This window comes from Streptomyces sp. NPDC002446, from assembly GCF_053595675.1.
The window spans coordinates 120,408-136,175 of sequence record NZ_JBSFYC010000014.1 but is presented as its reverse complement, the minus strand read 5'-3'; the positions used below and the strand labels follow the sequence as shown (position 1 = coordinate 136,175).

The 15,768-nt window shown below is 70.7% G+C and carries 15 protein-coding genes; 8 read left to right on the top strand and 7 right to left on the bottom strand.

Annotated features, from left to right (window positions below; translation table 11 throughout):
- Window positions 1-156: 156 nt before the first annotated feature.
- A complete protein-coding gene (locus tag ACWD6P_RS11450; RefSeq protein ID WP_451443823.1) occupies window positions 157-1,518 on the bottom strand; it encodes an FtsW/RodA/SpoVE family cell cycle protein in 1,362 nt (453 codons plus the stop codon).
- 470 nt (window positions 1,519-1,988) lie between these two features.
- On the opposite strand from ACWD6P_RS11450, the gene groES reads away from it, so the two are divergent.
- Window positions 1,989-2,297: a co-chaperone GroES gene (groES, locus tag ACWD6P_RS11445; protein ID WP_451443815.1), complete on the top strand. Its 309-nt coding sequence runs from the start codon at window positions 1,989-1,991 to the stop codon at window positions 2,295-2,297.
- Window positions 2,298-2,430: 133 nt separating this feature from the next.
- Window positions 2,431-4,056, top strand: a complete 1,626-nt coding sequence (gene groL, locus ACWD6P_RS11440) for a chaperonin GroEL (RefSeq protein ID WP_451443822.1) — start codon at window positions 2,431-2,433, stop codon at window positions 4,054-4,056.
- 111 nt (window positions 4,057-4,167) lie between these two features.
- Here groL and ACWD6P_RS11435 read toward each other — a convergent pair whose 3' ends face one another.
- The 3 genes from ACWD6P_RS11435 to ACWD6P_RS11425 form a co-directional block, all read right to left on the bottom strand.
- Window positions 4,168-4,860, bottom strand: coding sequence for an ester cyclase (locus tag ACWD6P_RS11435; protein ID WP_451443814.1), 693 nt, complete (start codon window positions 4,858-4,860; stop codon window positions 4,168-4,170).
- An 89-nt stretch (window positions 4,861-4,949) separates the two neighbouring features.
- Window positions 4,950-5,999, bottom strand: a complete 1,050-nt coding sequence (locus ACWD6P_RS11430; protein ID WP_451443813.1) for a hydroxyacid dehydrogenase — start codon at window positions 5,997-5,999, stop codon at window positions 4,950-4,952.
- A 62-nt stretch (window positions 6,000-6,061) separates the two neighbouring features.
- Complete coding sequence (locus tag ACWD6P_RS11425) at window positions 6,062-6,268, bottom strand: hypothetical protein (RefSeq protein ID WP_451443812.1); 207 nt, start codon at window positions 6,266-6,268, stop codon at window positions 6,062-6,064.
- A 107-nt stretch (window positions 6,269-6,375) separates the two neighbouring features.
- Here ACWD6P_RS11425 and ACWD6P_RS11420 point away from each other — a divergent pair, with 107 nt between their 5' ends.
- Window positions 6,376-7,128, top strand: coding sequence for an XRE family transcriptional regulator (locus ACWD6P_RS11420; RefSeq protein WP_451443811.1), 753 nt, complete (start codon window positions 6,376-6,378; stop codon window positions 7,126-7,128).
- Window positions 7,129-7,841: 713 nt separating this feature from the next.
- On the opposite strand, the gene ACWD6P_RS11415 is transcribed toward ACWD6P_RS11420, so the two are convergent.
- Both ACWD6P_RS11415 and ACWD6P_RS11410 read right to left on the bottom strand, forming a co-directional pair.
- Window positions 7,842-8,615, bottom strand: coding sequence for an SDR family NAD(P)-dependent oxidoreductase (locus ACWD6P_RS11415; protein WP_451443810.1), 774 nt, complete (start codon window positions 8,613-8,615; stop codon window positions 7,842-7,844).
- A 100-nt stretch (window positions 8,616-8,715) separates the two neighbouring features.
- A complete protein-coding gene (locus ACWD6P_RS11410; protein ID WP_451443809.1) occupies window positions 8,716-9,381 on the bottom strand; it encodes an MOSC domain-containing protein in 666 nt (221 codons plus the stop codon).
- A 164-nt stretch (window positions 9,382-9,545) separates the two neighbouring features.
- On the opposite strand from ACWD6P_RS11410, the gene ACWD6P_RS11405 reads away from it, so the two are divergent.
- Window positions 9,546-10,472 carry a LysR family transcriptional regulator gene (locus ACWD6P_RS11405; protein WP_451443808.1) on the top strand — a complete coding sequence of 309 codons (927 nt, stop codon included), beginning with the start codon at window positions 9,546-9,548 and terminating at the stop codon, window positions 10,470-10,472.
- 114 nt (window positions 10,473-10,586) lie between these two features.
- Here ACWD6P_RS11405 and ACWD6P_RS11400 read toward each other — a convergent pair whose 3' ends face one another.
- Window positions 10,587-10,919 carry a WhiB family transcriptional regulator gene (locus ACWD6P_RS11400; protein ID WP_451443807.1) on the bottom strand — a complete coding sequence of 111 codons (333 nt, stop codon included), beginning with the start codon at window positions 10,917-10,919 and terminating at the stop codon, window positions 10,587-10,589.
- Window positions 10,920-11,301: 382 nt separating this feature from the next.
- Between ACWD6P_RS11400 and ACWD6P_RS11395 the strand changes: the two genes are divergently transcribed.
- The 4 genes from ACWD6P_RS11395 to ACWD6P_RS11380 all read left to right on the top strand — a co-directional run bounded on the left by ACWD6P_RS11395 (window position 11,302) and on the right by ACWD6P_RS11380 (window position 15,754).
- On the top strand, window positions 11,302-11,913 hold the full coding sequence (locus ACWD6P_RS11395; RefSeq protein ID WP_003948568.1) for a response regulator transcription factor: 612 nt from the start codon (window positions 11,302-11,304) through the stop codon (window positions 11,911-11,913).
- 360 nt (window positions 11,914-12,273) lie between these two features.
- Window positions 12,274-12,849, top strand: coding sequence for a sigma-70 family RNA polymerase sigma factor (locus tag ACWD6P_RS11390; RefSeq protein WP_018090849.1), 576 nt, complete (start codon window positions 12,274-12,276; stop codon window positions 12,847-12,849).
- Between the two features lie 163 nt (window positions 12,850-13,012).
- A complete protein-coding gene (guaB, locus tag ACWD6P_RS11385; protein WP_451443806.1) occupies window positions 13,013-14,515 on the top strand; it encodes an IMP dehydrogenase in 1,503 nt (500 codons plus the stop codon).
- Window positions 14,516-14,638: 123 nt separating this feature from the next.
- Window positions 14,639-15,754 carry a GuaB3 family IMP dehydrogenase-related protein gene (locus ACWD6P_RS11380; RefSeq protein ID WP_451443805.1) on the top strand — a complete coding sequence of 372 codons (1,116 nt, stop codon included), beginning with the start codon at window positions 14,639-14,641 and terminating at the stop codon, window positions 15,752-15,754.
- The last annotated feature ends 14 nt before the right edge of the window (window positions 15,755-15,768 follow it).

Here is a 15,768-nt window from a genome sequence, read left to right as displayed (position 1 = left end):
GGCTGGGTGTCCGGACGTAAAGCGAAGCAGTCCGGACACCCTGCCCCGGAGGACCGTCACCGGCACCCGAAAGCCCCGCGCAGCGGCACGTACCGCCCGCCGCAGGCGAACCCACAGCAACCCCCACGGCGGGAAAGCCAAAAACATGGGCAGCCCCTAGCGGGAGCGCACCGGCTCGCGCCGCCTCTGTGCCGCGTCGCTGATGCGTAGCAGCAGGGCCACCATCACCCAGTTCGCGACCAGGGACGAGCCGCCCTTGGCCAGGAAGGGGAGGGCCTTGCCGGTGAGCGGGATCAGGCCGATGACGCCGCCGGCGACGACGAAGACCTGGAGCAGCAGCGCTCCGGCGAGGCCGACCGCGAGCAGCTTGCCGAAGGGGTCGCGGGCGGTCAGGCCCACCCGCAGTCCGCGCTGCGCGAGCAGCACGTACAGCATGACGACGGCCATCACCCCGGCCAGGCCCAGCTCCTCGCCGACGGTGGTGAGGATGAAGTCGCTGTTGCCCGCGAAGCCGATCAGCTCGGGGTGGCCCTGGCCCAGGCCGGTGCCGCCGATGCCGCCGCTGCCGAAGCTGAACAGTGCCTGGCCGAGCTGGTCGGACATGTGCTCCGCCCGGCCCTCGCTGGTGAACGCGCGCATGGGGTCCAGCCAGGCCGTGACGCGGCCGTGGACGTGCGGCTCCAGGGAGCCGACGACGGCCGCGCCGGCGGTGGCCATCAGCAGGCCGCACACCACCCAGCTGGTGCGGTCGGTGGCCATGTAGAGCATGATCACGAAGACGCCGAAGAAGATCAGCGAGGTGCCGAGGTCCCGTTCGAAGATCAGGACCAGGAGGCTGATCGCCCAGATGGTGAAGATCGGTCCGAGCTGGCGGCCCGGGGGCAGCTGGACGCCCATGACGCGGCGTCCGGCCAGCGCCAGCGCATCGCGGTTGACGGTGAGATAGCCCGCGAAGAACACCGAGATCATGATCTTCACGAACTCGCCGGGCTGCAGCGACAGCGGCCCGAGCAGGATCCAGCGCTTGGCGCCGTACATGTCCGCACCGAAGAAGGCCGGCGCCATCAGCAGCACCAGCGCGACCGCCATCGTCAGATAGATGTAGCGCTGCAGCATGCGGTGGTCGCGCAGCACGAGCAGGATGGCGATGCAGACCGCCACGCCGATCACCGTCCACACCAGCTGGCCGCTCGCCGCCTCGGCGATCTTCAGGTGCGGGGTCCGGGCGTAGGTGATGTCCAGGCGGTGCAGCAGGACCAGGCCGATCCCGGTCAGCAGGGTGGCCAGCGGCAGGATCAGCGGGTCGGCGCGCGGTGCGAAGCGGCGCAGCACCAGATGCGGCACCAGCGCCACGAAGAGCATGCTGACGGCGAAGCCGGCCAGCCCGCCGGGCAGCCGGCCGGTCATCGACAGGCCGGTGTAGGCGTAGCCGAAGTCGGCGGTCAGGACGACGAGGGCGAGCAGCCAGGCCTCCGTCCGGCGGCGGTCCGGCGCCCGTTGGAGCGCGGCGAACGTCATGGTGCGCTCGGCGTCGCTCTCCGGCTCCCCGCCCGGCCGGGGAGCTCTGGTCAGTCCACGCACGGGGTTCCTCCGCCATCGGTGCTCAAGGCCCCGGACCGGTCCGGGCTGTTCCATCAGACATGCCCGGTAGGCGGTTCGCCGGCCCGGCAGTCGGGAAGTGAGACGAGGCGGCCGGTGGTGTGGTTGCCGGGGAACGGGAAGGTGTGTCCGATTTGGCATGGAACCCTCCCCGGCGGGAGCCCCGTTGTCCGCGGCTGAGTCAACCGGCCTGACGGAAGCCGCTCCTCGGCGCGCTGGCACTCCGCTTGACCGAGTGCTAACCGCGTCATAGTCTCGGCGTTGGCACTCTCCAGTGGGGAGTGCCAGAACACAGCGACGGGCAGGTCCGGCACCCGCGACGACGGATCCACCTGGTCGCCACCTCAGACAGTTAACCCCGTGAGATCTCCGAAGGGGGAGGTCGGATCGTGACGACCGCCAGCTCCAAGGTTGCCATCAAGCCGCTTGAGGACCGCATCGTGGTCCAGCCGCTCGACGCCGAGCAGACCACGGCCTCGGGCCTGGTCATTCCGGACACCGCCAAGGAGAAGCCCCAGGAGGGCGTCGTCCTGGCCGTGGGCCCGGGCCGCATCGAGGACGGCAAGCGCGTCGAGCTCGACGTCAGCGTCGGCGACGTCGTTCTCTACAGCAAGTACGGCGGCACCGAGGTGAAGTACAACAACGAGGACTACCTCGTTCTCTCGGCTCGCGACGTTCTCGCGATCGTCGAGAAGTAAGTCACCCAGATTTGCCGTGATCTGCGCCCCTGGTTCCCGCGTCTAAACAACCCGGGGCAGGGGCGCAGTTCCGTTTGAGACAGCGGTCCCCACTGCGTGCCGAGGATCGCAATGAGAGGACTTGAAGCAACCCATGGCGAAGATCCTGAAGTTCGACGAGGACGCTCGTCGCGCCCTTGAGCGCGGCGTCAACAAGCTTGCCGACACGGTCAAGGTGACGATCGGCCCCAAGGGCCGCAACGTCGTCATCGACAAGAAGTTCGGTGCCCCGACCATCACCAACGACGGTGTCACCATCGCGCGCGAGGTCGAGATCGACGACCCGTACGAGAACCTGGGCGCCCAGCTCGTCAAGGAGGTGGCGACCAAGACCAACGACATCGCGGGTGACGGCACCACCACCGCCACCGTGCTCGCGCAGGCGCTGGTCCGCGAGGGTCTGCGCAACGTCGCCGCGGGCGCTTCCCCGGCCGCCCTGAAGAAGGGCATCGACGCCGCCGTGCAGGCCGTGTCCGAGGAGCTCCTCGCGACCGCCCGCCCGATCGACGACAAGACCGACATCGCCGCCGTCGCCGGTCTGTCGGCGCAGGACAAGCAGGTCGGCGAGCTCATCGCCGAGGCGATGGACAAGGTCGGCAAGGACGGTGTGATCACCGTCGAGGAGTCCAACACCTTCGGTCTGGAGCTGGACTTCACCGAGGGCATGGCCTTCGACAAGGGCTACCTCTCGCCGTACATGGTCACCGACCAGGAGCGTATGGAGGCCGTCCTCGAGGACCCGTACATCCTGATCCACCAGGGCAAGATCGCCTCGATCCAGGACCTGCTGCCGCTGCTGGAGAAGGTCATCCAGGCGGGTGGCTCCAAGCCGCTGCTGATCATCGCCGAGGACGTCGAGGGCGAGGCCCTGTCGACCCTGGTCGTCAACAAGATCCGTGGCACCTTCAACGCCGTGGCCGTCAAGGCCCCCGGCTTCGGTGACCGCCGCAAGGCGATGCTCGGCGACATGGCCACCCTCACCGGTGCCACCGTCATCGCCGAGGAGGTCGGCCTCAAGCTCGACCAGGCCGGTCTGGACGTGCTGGGCACCGCCCGCCGCGTGACCGTCACCAAGGACGACACCACCATCGTCGACGGCGGTGGCAAGGCCGAGGACGTCACCGGTCGCGTCGCCCAGATCAAGGCGGAGATCGAGACCACCGACTCCGACTGGGACCGCGAGAAGCTCCAGGAGCGCCTCGCCAAGCTCGCCGGTGGCGTCTGCGTCATCCGCGTGGGTGCGGCCACCGAGGTCGAGCTCAAGGAGAAGAAGCACCGTCTGGAGGACGCCATCTCCGCGACCCGCGCCGCGGTCGAGGAGGGCATCGTCTCCGGTGGTGGCTCCGCGCTGGTGCACGCCGCCAAGGTGCTGGACGGCGGCCTCGGCAAGGAGGGTGACGAGGCCACCGGTGTCGCCGTCGTCCGCCGCGCGGTCGTCGAGCCGCTGCGCTGGATCGCGGAGAACGCGGGCCTGGAGGGCTACGTCATCACCGCGAAGGTCGCCGAGCAGGACAAGGGCCAGGGCTTCAACGCCGCCACCGGCGAGTACGGCGACCTGGTCAAGGCCGGCGTCATCGACCCGGTCAAGGTCACCCGCTCCGCCCTGGAGAACGCCGCCTCCATCGCCTCCCTGCTGCTCACGACCGAGACCCTGGTCGTCGAGAAGAAGGAAGAGGAAGAGGCCGGCGACGCCGGTCACGGCCACGGGCACGCGCACTGACGCAGCCCAGGCCGCATAGCCGCGTAACCCGCTGAAAGGCCCCTGTTCCCGCTCGTGAGCGGCGGGAACAGGGGCCTTCCGGTTTGTCCGGTCGTCCGCGGGAACGCCTGGTCAGAGCACGCCGAGCTGCCTCATCAGGCGCATCAGGTCGTAGTGCCACCAGCCTTCCCGGATCTTTCCGTCATGGAAGCGGAAGGTCGTCGTCCCGGTCATGGTGCACACCTCGCCGGTCGGCTCGACGCCCATGAACGGGCCCTTGTGCGTGCCGGTCCAGGTCCAGCGCGTCACGACGTCGTCGCCCTCGGCGATCTGGCTTTCGAGGTCGAAGGTGAAGTCGAAGGCGGCCCGCCAGGAGGTGACGTCCTGCCGGATGACGTCGGACCCGACGACGGTCTCCTCCTCCTTGATGATGTCGTGGTCCCGGTAGTCGGCCGCGAAGACCTCGCTGATCGCGCCGAGGTTGCCGCCGGCGGCGATCTCGTGGAAGAACCGGCGGGCGGTTGCGGCGTTCAGCCGTTCGTCCCGGACGACATCGAGGTCGGTGAAGGACGGCATCCCGTCGCAGAGCGCCACCATCTCCCGGAAGATCCGGTCGGTCTCCGGCAGCTGGGAGTTCTTCACCGCTTCTTCGTGCGAGGGGAATTCGACGATCTCGACGTAGTGGGACGCGTCGGAACGGTCCTTGCCGATGACGCTGTGGGTGGCGGTCCGCCTGCCCTTGGTCTGTTCGACCCACTTGTCCATGAGCGCGTTCATGCCCTCGGGCCGCTCGGTCTTGTAGTCGATTATCTGTACGAATTTCATGCCGCCTCCCTCATGGGTCCGGCGCGATGCACCGCAGTGAAATGCATCGATACGGCCATTTTAGTGAGGTATGCCGCTCGTGGCCCGGGTCAGGCCGAGCGGTCCTGCGCCGCCGGGAGCACCGGGTCCAGGAAGGGCAGACCGGACGCGAACCGCGCCACCTCGTCGAGCGCATGGTCGGCCAGGCGGTGGAGTTCGCCGCCCAGGGAGCCGGCGACATGCGGGGTGAGCAGGACGTTGGGGAGGTCGTAGAGCGGGGAGTCGGGGGGCGGCGGTTCGGGGTCGGTGACGTCCAGGACCGCGTGCAGACGGCCGGTCACCAGCTCGGCGAGCAGGGCGGTTTCATCGACGAGCGAGCCGCGGGCGGTGTTGATGAGGGTCGCCCCGTCCGGCATCAGGGCCAGTTCGCGGGCGCCGAGCAGATGGCGGGTGGCGGGCAGCTCGGGGGCGTGCACGGTGACGATGTCGCTGTCGGCGCAGAGCGTGCCCAGGGGGGCCGGCGTCGCGCCCAGCCGGCCCGCCTCGGCCGCGTCGGCATACGGGTCGTACAGCAGAACGCGCAGGTCGAAAGGGCGCAGCAGCTCGATGACCCGGCGGCCGATGCGGGAGGCGCCGATGATGCCGACGGTCCGGCCGTAGTTGCCGGCGCCGGACAGTTCGCGGTGCCAGTCGTGCCGGGCGCGCAGGGTGCGGTAGCGGTGGGCGCAGTGCAGTACGCGCTTGTTGGCCAGGAGGATCGCGGCGAGGGTGTACTCGGCGACCGGGAGCGCATTGGCGGCGGCGGCCGAGGCGACGGCGATGCCGCGCTCCCAGCAGGCGTCGGTGAGGTGGTGTTTGACCGACCCGGCGGCGTGGACGACGGCGCGGAGCCGGGGCGCCGCGTCCAGGACGCGGGCGGTGAGGGCCGGGGCGCCCCAGCAGGTGAGGAGCACCTCCGCCTCGGCGAGGGCGGCGGCCACCTCGGGCGTGGGGTCGGCAAGTTCGTGGGCGACCAGGCCCGGGTCGGTGCGGGTGAGGGCCGCCAGGCGGGTGCGGTGGCGGGCGTCGAGCAGCCGGTCCGCGACGCCGGGGCCCATGGAGAGCAGCAGACCGGGGCGCCGTTCGGCGCGGCCGGGGACGGTGGGGGCTGGTGTGGTCATAGGGGCTTCCCTTGGTGGTCGGTGGGGAAGAAATGCCCGTGGCTCTCGTTCCGCACCCGTCTCTATCGCCCCATGCGCCTCCAGTGCTCGGGGTGAGCGGCGATTTCGACGTTGCAGTCGGACGCCATGGAGTGGTCCCCGTTGAGCCGGGCTTCGCGGCGCTGCTTGGCCAAGGCCGCGCAGACATCGCACCCTTCAGCGGCCGCGGGCTGAGCCAGCGGCAGCATCAGATGCACGGGACCCTGCCTGGTTGTCGGTTGCTGGTTCATGCCCCTGATGCTGGCCTGCGCTTTCGGACGTATCTGCTCTGTAGTGGGGACAGCTGGGCCGTCCCCGGCGTACGGTCGAAACGGCCCAAACGTCCAAGGGAGAAGTCTTGAACGTCGCCTTACGATCAGCTATTGCGGATGCCGGTCTCACCCCCAGGAAGCTTGCGGCCCGGGTCGGGGTCACGAGCAAGACCGTGGAACGGTGGCTGGCGGACGCCGAACTGATACCGCATGCGAGCAACCGTGAGGACGCCTGCCGGGCGTTGGGAGTCGATGAAGAGATGCTGTGGCCCCAGGCAGTGAAGGACCGGATCAAGACCGGCCACGACCGTGAGCTGGTCCACTCGTATCCGTACCGGTCCGCTTGCCCGTCCACGGTCTGGGCCGAGCTCGTCGAGGGCGCAGCCGAGGATCTGTTCCTCGCCGGGTACACGAACTACTTCTTCTGGACGCAGGTCCCCCAGTTCGCCGAGACGATCCGGCGCAAGGCCGAGTCCGGATGCCGGGTCAGGTTCCTGCTCGGCGACCCCGCCGGCGAGGTCACCAGGCAGCGCGAGGCGATCGAGGACGTGGCCTTGAGTGTCTCCACGCGCATCCGGATCAGCGTGGAGCATCTCGGCCGGATGGGCACCGTGTCCGGGATGGAGGCGCGCTACAGCAGTGCGGACGACGCCGTGAACCACGTATCACTGTCGGTCTTCCGGTTCGACGACGATGCGCTGGTGACGCCCCACCTGGCCCGCCTAGTGGGGCATGACTCGCCGCTGCTGCATCTGCGCCGTCACAGTGGAGGTGGGATGTTCGACCGGTTCGCGGAACACGCCGAGGAGCTGTGGGGCCGTGCCGTACCGGTGGCCTGACCTCCGGAGAGGCAGCCATCACCCGCTTTCGCCTACTCCACCCGCACCGGCCCCACGGCGCCCACCGCCGGCGCCCCGGACCTGCCCGACAACGACTTCGCCCTGATCGTCGACGGCCGCCCCACCACCCGCGGCCCCGCCACGCCGCACGCCACCGGCACCGGCTGGGCCTCCTCCGCCCACACCCCGCGCCTGGCCGATGGGGGTCCCCCCGGCAATGGGGGCGTAGCCGCCGGGGGAGGCACCGAACTCCCCGGCGTCCGGGTCCTGTCCGCCACCCTCGCCCACGGCCGCGCCGAACTCCGCGCCCATCTGGTCACCGGCGCCGCCCCCGGCACCCCCGTACGCCAGACCGGCTGGGCCACCACGCCGGACGGCCCCACCGCCCAGCTCCACCCCGTCCACGGCTACGAGGCCGGCCCCGCCCGACTGGCCACCGGCAGCACCCCGTTCGGCCCCCGCACCCGTACCGCCGTCCTGGCGGGCACCACGACACCCGACCCCCGGGGCACCCTCTTCGTGGCACTGGCTTCCCTGACCGCAGACCCGGCGCCGGCCCCCGTGGAAACGCTGGCCACAGTGCACGTCAGGGGCACGACGATCCACATCAGCTGGTACGACGGCACCAGCACCCGCCTATCCCTCACCCCCACTCACGGCAGGGGCCGGACCGAAGGACGAAGTCCGTAGGGCCGGCCCCGCCACCGTGCGGGCTAGCGCGGCCCGTACTTGCGGCCGGTGCGCGAGGTGACTCCCCCCAGCACCGAGCGGGGCACCAGCTTCACCGCCGTGGTCAGCGCCTTGTACCGCGGATCGGGGATGGACAGCGACTTCCCCCGCACCAGGTCCTTCATCGCCGCGTCCACCAGCTTGTCGGCATCCAGCCACATCCAGCCCGGGATGTTGTCCGTGCCCATCCCCGCCCGCTGGTGGAACTCGGTGCGGACGAACCCGGGGCACAGCGCCATCAGCCGCACCCCGCTGCCCGCCAGGTCCCGTGCCGCGCCCTGCGTGAACTGCACCACCCACGCCTTGCTCGCGCCGTAGGTGCCGCGCGGCACGAACGCCGCCACCGACGCCACATTGACCACCGCGCCGCGCCGCCGCTCCCGCATGCCGCGCACCGCGGCCGAGGTCAGCCGCAGCACCGCCTCGCAGTGCACCTTCAGCATCGTCAGCTCGTCGGCGAGCGGGACTTCGAGGTATTCGCCCTTGTTGCCGAAGCCGGCGTTGTTCACCAGCAGATCGACCGGGTGCTTGGTATCCGCCAGGCGCGCCTCGACCGCGGCGATGCCGTCCTCGGTGGCCAGGTCCGCGCTCAGCACCTGCGCCTCGATGCCGTGCCGGTCGTGCAACTCGGTGGCCTGCTCGCGCAGCCGCTTCTCGTCGCGCGCCACCAGCACCACGCTGTGTCCGTCGCTCGCGAGCCGCCGGGCGAACGCCGCCCCGATGCCCGCCGTCGCTCCCGTGATCAATGCAGTCGTCATACCGGCACGCTATCCGCCCGGACGGCGCCGCCGGACCCCTGAGGGGCGCTCCGGACGCCGGCGCCGCGGCCGCCGGCGCGGGCCCGCACCCGTCACCCGGTCAACTGCCCTCGTGCTCCAGATACTTCAGCACCCGCTGCCGCGTGTCCCGCGGAAGCGCCTCCCCGGCCTCCAGCAGCCGCGGCAGCAGCTCCCGCCGGGTCGTCAGCGCCCGGAACATCAGCGCGATCGTCACCTCGTGATCCGGGAGGTGCACCCGCTCGACGCGGTCCCCGGCGCGGATCTCGCCCGGCTCGATCACCCGCAGATACGCGCCGGGCACCGCGGCCCGGGTGAACCGCTTCATCCAGCCGTGCTCGCCGAGCCACCCCTGGAACGTACGGCAGGGGATCCGCGGACAGCTCACCTCCAGCAGCAGCCGCGGCCCGACCCGCCAGCGCTCGCCGATACGGGCGCCGGTGACCTCGACGCCCGACGTGGTGAGGTTCTCGCCGAAGCAGCCGTTGGGCAGCGCGCGGCCCAGCTCCCGCTGCCAGTCGTCCAGGTCCTCGCGGGCGTACGCGTAGACGGCCTGGTCGTCGCCGCCGTGAAAGCGCAGGTCGACCACCGCGTCGCCGGCCAGCCCGCTGCCCCCGACGCCCTTGGGGCCGGGAGCGCCGACCGCCACCGGGCCGTCCACGGGCCGCTTGTCGATACCCGTGCCGCCCTCGGCGTCGGTGTGCTCGAACGGCATGGGCCGCCCCAGATTGACGGTCAGCAGCTTCATACGGTCCTCCGTCGTCCCGTGCCACCCCGGCGAAGCGTCCCCGCCGGCGTCCCCACCCATGATCACAAACCCTCCGGGGCATGAGGGGCATACCCTGGCCACCCCACCCAAAAGCGTCGGCCTGATTTTTCCCGATCAGCCCAAGGGCCACTTATGCTCGAAACATGATCGAGGCCCGTCATCTCCGTGTGCTGCGCGCCGTCTCCAGGACCGGCTCGTTCTCCGCCGCCGCGCGCGAGCTGGGCTGCACCCAGCCGGCCGTCAGCCAGCAGATGAAGGCCCTGGAGCAGTCCGCCGGCACCCCGCTGCTGGTCCGCGCGGGCCGCGAGATGCGGCTGACGCAGGCGGGCGAGGCGCTCGTACGGCACGCCACCGGCATCCTGGCCGGGCTCACCGCCGCCGAGGAGGAGGTCGCGGCCATCGCGGGCCTGCGGGCGGGGCGGGTGCGGCTGGTGTCGTTCCCCTCGGGCAGCTCGACGCTGGTGCCGACCGCCCTGGCGAAGATGCGCGCCGCCCACCCCGGCACCCGGGTCTCGCTGGACGAGGCCGAGCCGCCGCGCTCGATCGAGATGCTGCGCAACGGTGACTGCGAGATCGCGCTCGCCTTCCGCTATCCGGAAGTGCGCGGCGCGGACCCGGAGGCCGCGGCGGAGTGGGACGACCTGGTGGTGCGCCCGATCCTGGTGGACCGGCTGATCGGCCTGGTGCCGGACGGCCACCGGCTGGCGAAGGCCGGCACCGCGCGGTTCGCGGACCTGGCGGACGAGCCGTGGATCGCGGGCTGTCCCCGCTGCCGCAGGCACCTCGTCGAGGTCTGCGAGAGCGCGGGCTTCACCCCGCGCATCGACTTCGCGACGGACGACTACCCGGCGGTGATCGGCCTGGTGGGCGCGGGCCTGGGGGTCGCCGCGCTGCCGGAGCTCACGCTGGAGTCGGTGCGCCCCAAGGGGGCCACGGCGGTACGGATGGAGCCGCCGGTGCACCGCGAGATCGTCGCGCTCACGCTGCCGGATCTGGCCCATGTCCCCGCCGTCGCGGCGACGCTCGACCGGCTGGCGGACGCGGCGGGCCGGAGCGCTCACCCGCGCTGACGGGCCGGTGTCCGCGGACGGCGGCGGCCGGGCCCCGCGGCAGCCGAAATCCTCGCTCCCGCAGTCGCGGAGCGGAGCAGGAACGTTTCCTCAGGGAGCGGTCCGCTCCCGTGGTCAGGCGCCTGAGACGCCCGAGTGGCCGGTCATGGAGGTCGCGGGGATCAGCCGGTGGCGGGCCCGGCCCATGAGCTCCTCGCGTTCGTCCTCCGTCAGGCCGCCCCAGACCCCGTAGGGCTCGCGGACGGCCAGTGCATGCGCCGCGCACTCGGCCCGCACCGGGCAGCGCATACAGACCTCCTTCGCCGATGTCTCACGCGCGCTGCGGGCCGCTCCGCGCTCGCCCTCGGGGTGGAAGAACAGGGAGCTGTCCACACCGCGGCAGGCGGCCAGCAGCTGCCAGTCCCAGAGGTCTGCGTTCGGGCCCGGAAGGCGGGAGAAATCTGCCATTGCTTGTCCCCTCGAAGCGATGCTGATTCGGGCTCGGTGCTCAAGACCGTACATCTACTATCGAAGTAGATGTAAATATGACTCATTGCGAATCTAGTCATAGCTAGCGTGAAAATGGAAGAAAGAGAGCCAAATAGGGCATAGGGTGCACGCGCGGATGCGGGCCGCCCGACGAGTCGTCTGCGTATCCGGCTCCTCACGGAGCGTGCTGAACTCGGTCGCCGAAGCCGTAACTCTTTCGAGTGACCGTCGTTGAGTGTGCGGAGGCGATTGGCAGAGGTAGCCCTCGGGCAGGTGTCCGAGGCGGCCGTCAATCGCACAGGTGACGATACGTACCAGCCTGGAGGCTCAAGGTGACGCGCATCAGCTGCGGAGGACGGTCATGACATCCGTCCTCGTCTGCGACGACTCCCCGCTTGCCCGAGAGGCGCTCCGTCGGGCGGTTGCGACCGTGCCCGGCGTCGAGCGTGTGACGACCGCGGCCAACGGCGAGGAAGTCCTCCGCCGCTGGGGTGCCGATCGCTCGGATCTGATTCTGATGGACGTGCGGATGCCCGGTCTCGGCGGTGTCGAGACCGTGCGCCGGCTGCTGTCCGCCGACCCCGGCGCCCGGATCATCATGCTCACGGTGGCCGAGGACCTCGACGGGGTCGCGCTCGCGGTCGCCGCCGGCGCCCGGGGCTATCTGCACAAGGACGCCTCGCGCGCCGAGCTGCGGGCGACGGTGACCCAGGCGCTGGCCGACCCGACGTGGCGGCTCGCGCCGCGCCGGCTGCGGTCCGCCGAGATGGGCGCCGCGCCGACGCTCACCGCGCGCGAGATCCAGGTGCTGGAGGGCATGAGCCACGGCCGCTCGAACGCCGAGATCGGCCGTGAGCTCTTCCTGTCGGAGGACACGGTCAAGACCCACGCCCGGCGTCTCTTCAAGAAACTCGGCGCCTCCGACCGGGCGCACGCGGTGGCGCTCGGCTTCCGCTGGGGACTGGTCCGCTGACCTGCTGTGCAAACGGGGTTACGACGCCCGCCCGCTGATCGGGCAGCGAACGTCGTAACCCCGCCGCGTCGACGCCCGGCGCCGAAACCTCACGGGATGCCGCATCCTTGGAGGTGTGACTCCTCCCCGGCGGAGGCCGGGGCTTCTCACTCGGCCAGAAGAGACCTCATGACGGACAAGCCCTGCCCGGTGCCGTACGGCACCCAGACAAGCTACCGGCGAGGACTCGCGGTCGGTATGGGTACAACCCGAACGGGGGAGGCGTGGAACGTGGGCGCTAGCGCGACGGCTCGTAACGGTTCGGGGCACAACGACGGGGGTAGTGCCGCGGATCGGGCGGCACCAAGGCACCATGGACCGATGCGCGATGACGGGAAGCAGGAGATCGGCGATCTCGTCGCACGCGCAGTCGAGGGAGACCAGCGGGCCACCCACGACCTGCTGGCCCATGTGCACCCGCTCGCCCTGCGGTACTGCCGTACCCGTCTGTCGAGGCTGCCGGGTGACGCCCGGCACTTCGTCGAGGATCTGGCGCAGGAGGTGTGTGTCGCGGTGCTCTGCGCGCTGCCGCGCTACCGCGACACCGGCAAGCCCTTCGAGGCGTTCGTCTTCGCCATCGCCGGCCACAAGGTCGCCGATCTGCAGCGGGCCGCGATGCGGCATCCGGGCAGTACGGCCGTGCCGTCCGACGAGATGCCCGAGCAGCCCGACGACTCCCTCGGCCCCGAGGAGCGGGCGCTGCTGAGCAGTGACGCCGAGTGGGCCAAGAAGCTGCTGGCGAACCTTCCGGAGAACCAGCGCGAGCTGGTTCTGCTGCGGGTCGCCGTCGGGCTGACAGCGGAGGAGACCGGGCAGATGCTGGGAATGTCACCGGGCGCGGTCCGGGTCGCCCAGCACCGCGCACTGAGCAGGCTGCGGGCGCTCGCGGAGCAGTAGCGACGCAGTCGCAGCGCAGTAGCGGGAGCCCCCGGCACGTACGGCGGAAAGTCGCCGTAGGAATACACAAGTGACGAGGCCCTCATCGCTCGTGGATTGGGACACTTCTCTAGGCCGTTAGCATGGGAGTCCGCGCTGAGGCAAGAGCATTGGGGAAGGTGTCATGAGTGACAACGTCGACGGTATGCCCGCCAAATTCGCCATGCTCGGGCTGACGTACGACGACGTGCTGCTGCTGCCCGGCGCGTCGGAGGTGCTGCCGAACGCGGTGAGCACCGCGTCCCGGGTCTCGCGCAACGTCACGGTGAACATCCCGCTGCTGTCCGCGGCGATGGACAAGGTCACCGAGGCGCGGATGGCCATCGCCATGGCGCGGCAGGGCGGCGCGGGCGTGCTCCACCGCAATCTGTCGATCGAGGACCAGGCCAACCAGGTCGACCTGGTCAAGCGGTCCGAGTCCGGCATGGTCACCGACCCGATCACCGTCCGCCCGGACGCCGATCTCGCCGAGGCCGACGCGCTGTGCGCCAAGTTCCGCATCAGCGGTGTGCCGGTGACCGACGCCGCGGGCAAGCTGCTGGGCATCGTCACCAACCGCGACATGGCCTTCGAGATGGACCGCCGCCGGCAGGTCCGCGAGGTCATGACGCCGATGCCGCTGGTCACCGGCAAGGTCGGCATCTCCGGCGAGGACGCCATCGAGCTGCTGCGCCGCCACAAGATCGAGAAGCTGCCGCTGGTCGACGAGGCCGGTGTGCTCAAGGGCCTGATCACGGTCAAGGACTTCGTCAAGGCGGAGAAGTACCCCAACGCCGCCAAGGACGCCGAGGGCCGGCTGGTCGTCGGTGCCGCGGTGGGCGTCGGCGACGCGGCGTACGACCGGGCGCAGGCGCTGGTCGAGGCCGGTGCGGACTTCCTCGTCGTGGACAGTGCGCACGGCCACAGCCGCGGCATCCTCGACATGATCGCCAAGGTCAAGTCCAACATCAGCGTCGATGTCGTCGGCGGCAACGTCGCCACCCGCGACGGCGCGCAGGCGCTGATCGACGCGGGTGCGGATGGTGTGAAGGTCGGCGTCGGGCCGGGCTCGATCTGCACCACCCGGGTCGTCGCCGGTATCGGCGTCCCGCAGGTCACCGCGATCTACGAGGCGGCGCAGGCGTGCCACGCGGCCGGGGTCCCGCTCATCGGCGACGGCGGTCTGCAGTACAGCGGTGACATCGCCAAGGCCATCGCGGCCGGTGCGGACACCGTCATGCTGGGTTCGCTGCTGGCCGGCTGCGAGGAGTCGCCCGGCGAGATGGTCTTCATCAACGGCAAGCAGTTCAAGTCGTACCGCGGGATGGGCTCGCTGGGCGCGATGCAGTCCCGCGGCCAGGCCAGGTCCTTCTCCAAGGACCGCTACTTCCAGGACAACGTGCTCTCCGAGGACAAGCTGGTCCCCGAGGGCATCGAGGGCCAGGTGCCCTACCGCGGCCCGCTGGCCTCGGTCGCCCACCAGCTCATCGGCGGCCTGCGCGCCTCCATGGGGTACGTCGGCTCCGCCGACATCCCCGAGCTCAAGGAGAAGGGCCGCTTCGTCCGGATCACCACCGCGGGCCTCAAGGAGAGCCACCCGCACGACGTCCAGATGATCACCGAGGCGCCGAATTACGCACGGCGCTAGGCGCCCGGTCCCCGCACACGCCCTGCCACGGACCTACCGTGGAGCCCGCGGCCGCACCCCGGCCGCGGGCTTCGGTGCGTCGGGGATACTGGAAGCGCAGACGTAGAGGGAAAGGCCACACACGTGACTGAGATCGAGATCGGGCGCGGCAAGCGCGGCCGCCGGGCATACGCATTCGACGACATCGCCGTCGTACCCAGTCGCCGCACCCGCGACCCGAAGGAGGTCTCGATCGCCTGGCAGATCGACGCCTACCGTTTCGAGCTGCCGTTCCTGGCCGCTCCCATGGACTCGGTGGTCTCCCCGCAGACCGCGATCCGCATCGGCGAGCTGGGCGGCCTGGGCGTCCTCAACTTGGAAGGGCTGTGGACCCGGTACGAGGACCCGGAGCCGCTGCTCGCCGAGATCGCGGAGCTGGACGGCGCCACCGCCACCAAGCGGCTGCAGGAGATCTACGCCGCGCCGATCAAGGAAGAGCTGATCGGCCAGCGGATCAAGGAGGTGCGCGACGCGGGCGTGGTCACCGCCGCGGCGCTCTCCCCGCAGCGCACGGCGCAGTTCTCCAAGGCCGTCGTGGACGCCGGTGTCGACATTTTCGTGATCCGGGGCACGACGGTCTCCGCGGAGCACGTCTCCTCGGCCGCGGAGCCGCTGAACCTCAAGCAGTTCATCTATGAGCTGGACGTCCCCGTGATCGTGGGCGGCTGTGCCACGTACACCGCCGCGCTGCACCTGATGCGGACCGGCGCCGCGGGCGTGCTGGTGGGCTTCGGCGGCGGCGCCGCGCACACCACCCGTAACGTCCTGGGCATCCAGGTCCCGATGGCCACGGCCGTCGCCGACGTCGCCGCCGCGCGCCGCGACTACATGGACGAGTCCGGCGGCCGGTACGTCCACGTCATCGCCGACGGCGGCGTGGGCTGGTCCGGCGACCTGCCCAAGGCGATCGCCTGCGGTGCCGACGCCGTGATGATGGGCTCCCCGCTGGCCCGTGCGACGGACGCGCCCGGCCGTGGCCACCACTGGGGCATGGAGGCGGTCCACGAGGACGTGCCGCGCGGCAAGCGGATGGACCTCGGTGCGGTCGGCACGACGGAGGAGGTGCTGCTCGGGCCGTCCACGACGCCCGACGGCTCGATGAACTTCTTCGGTGCGCTGCGCCGCGCGATGGCCACGACCGGGTACTCCGAGCTCAAGGAGTTCCAGCGGGTCGAGGTCACGGTGGCTCCGCGGCGGTAGTCCCCGCAGTCGAC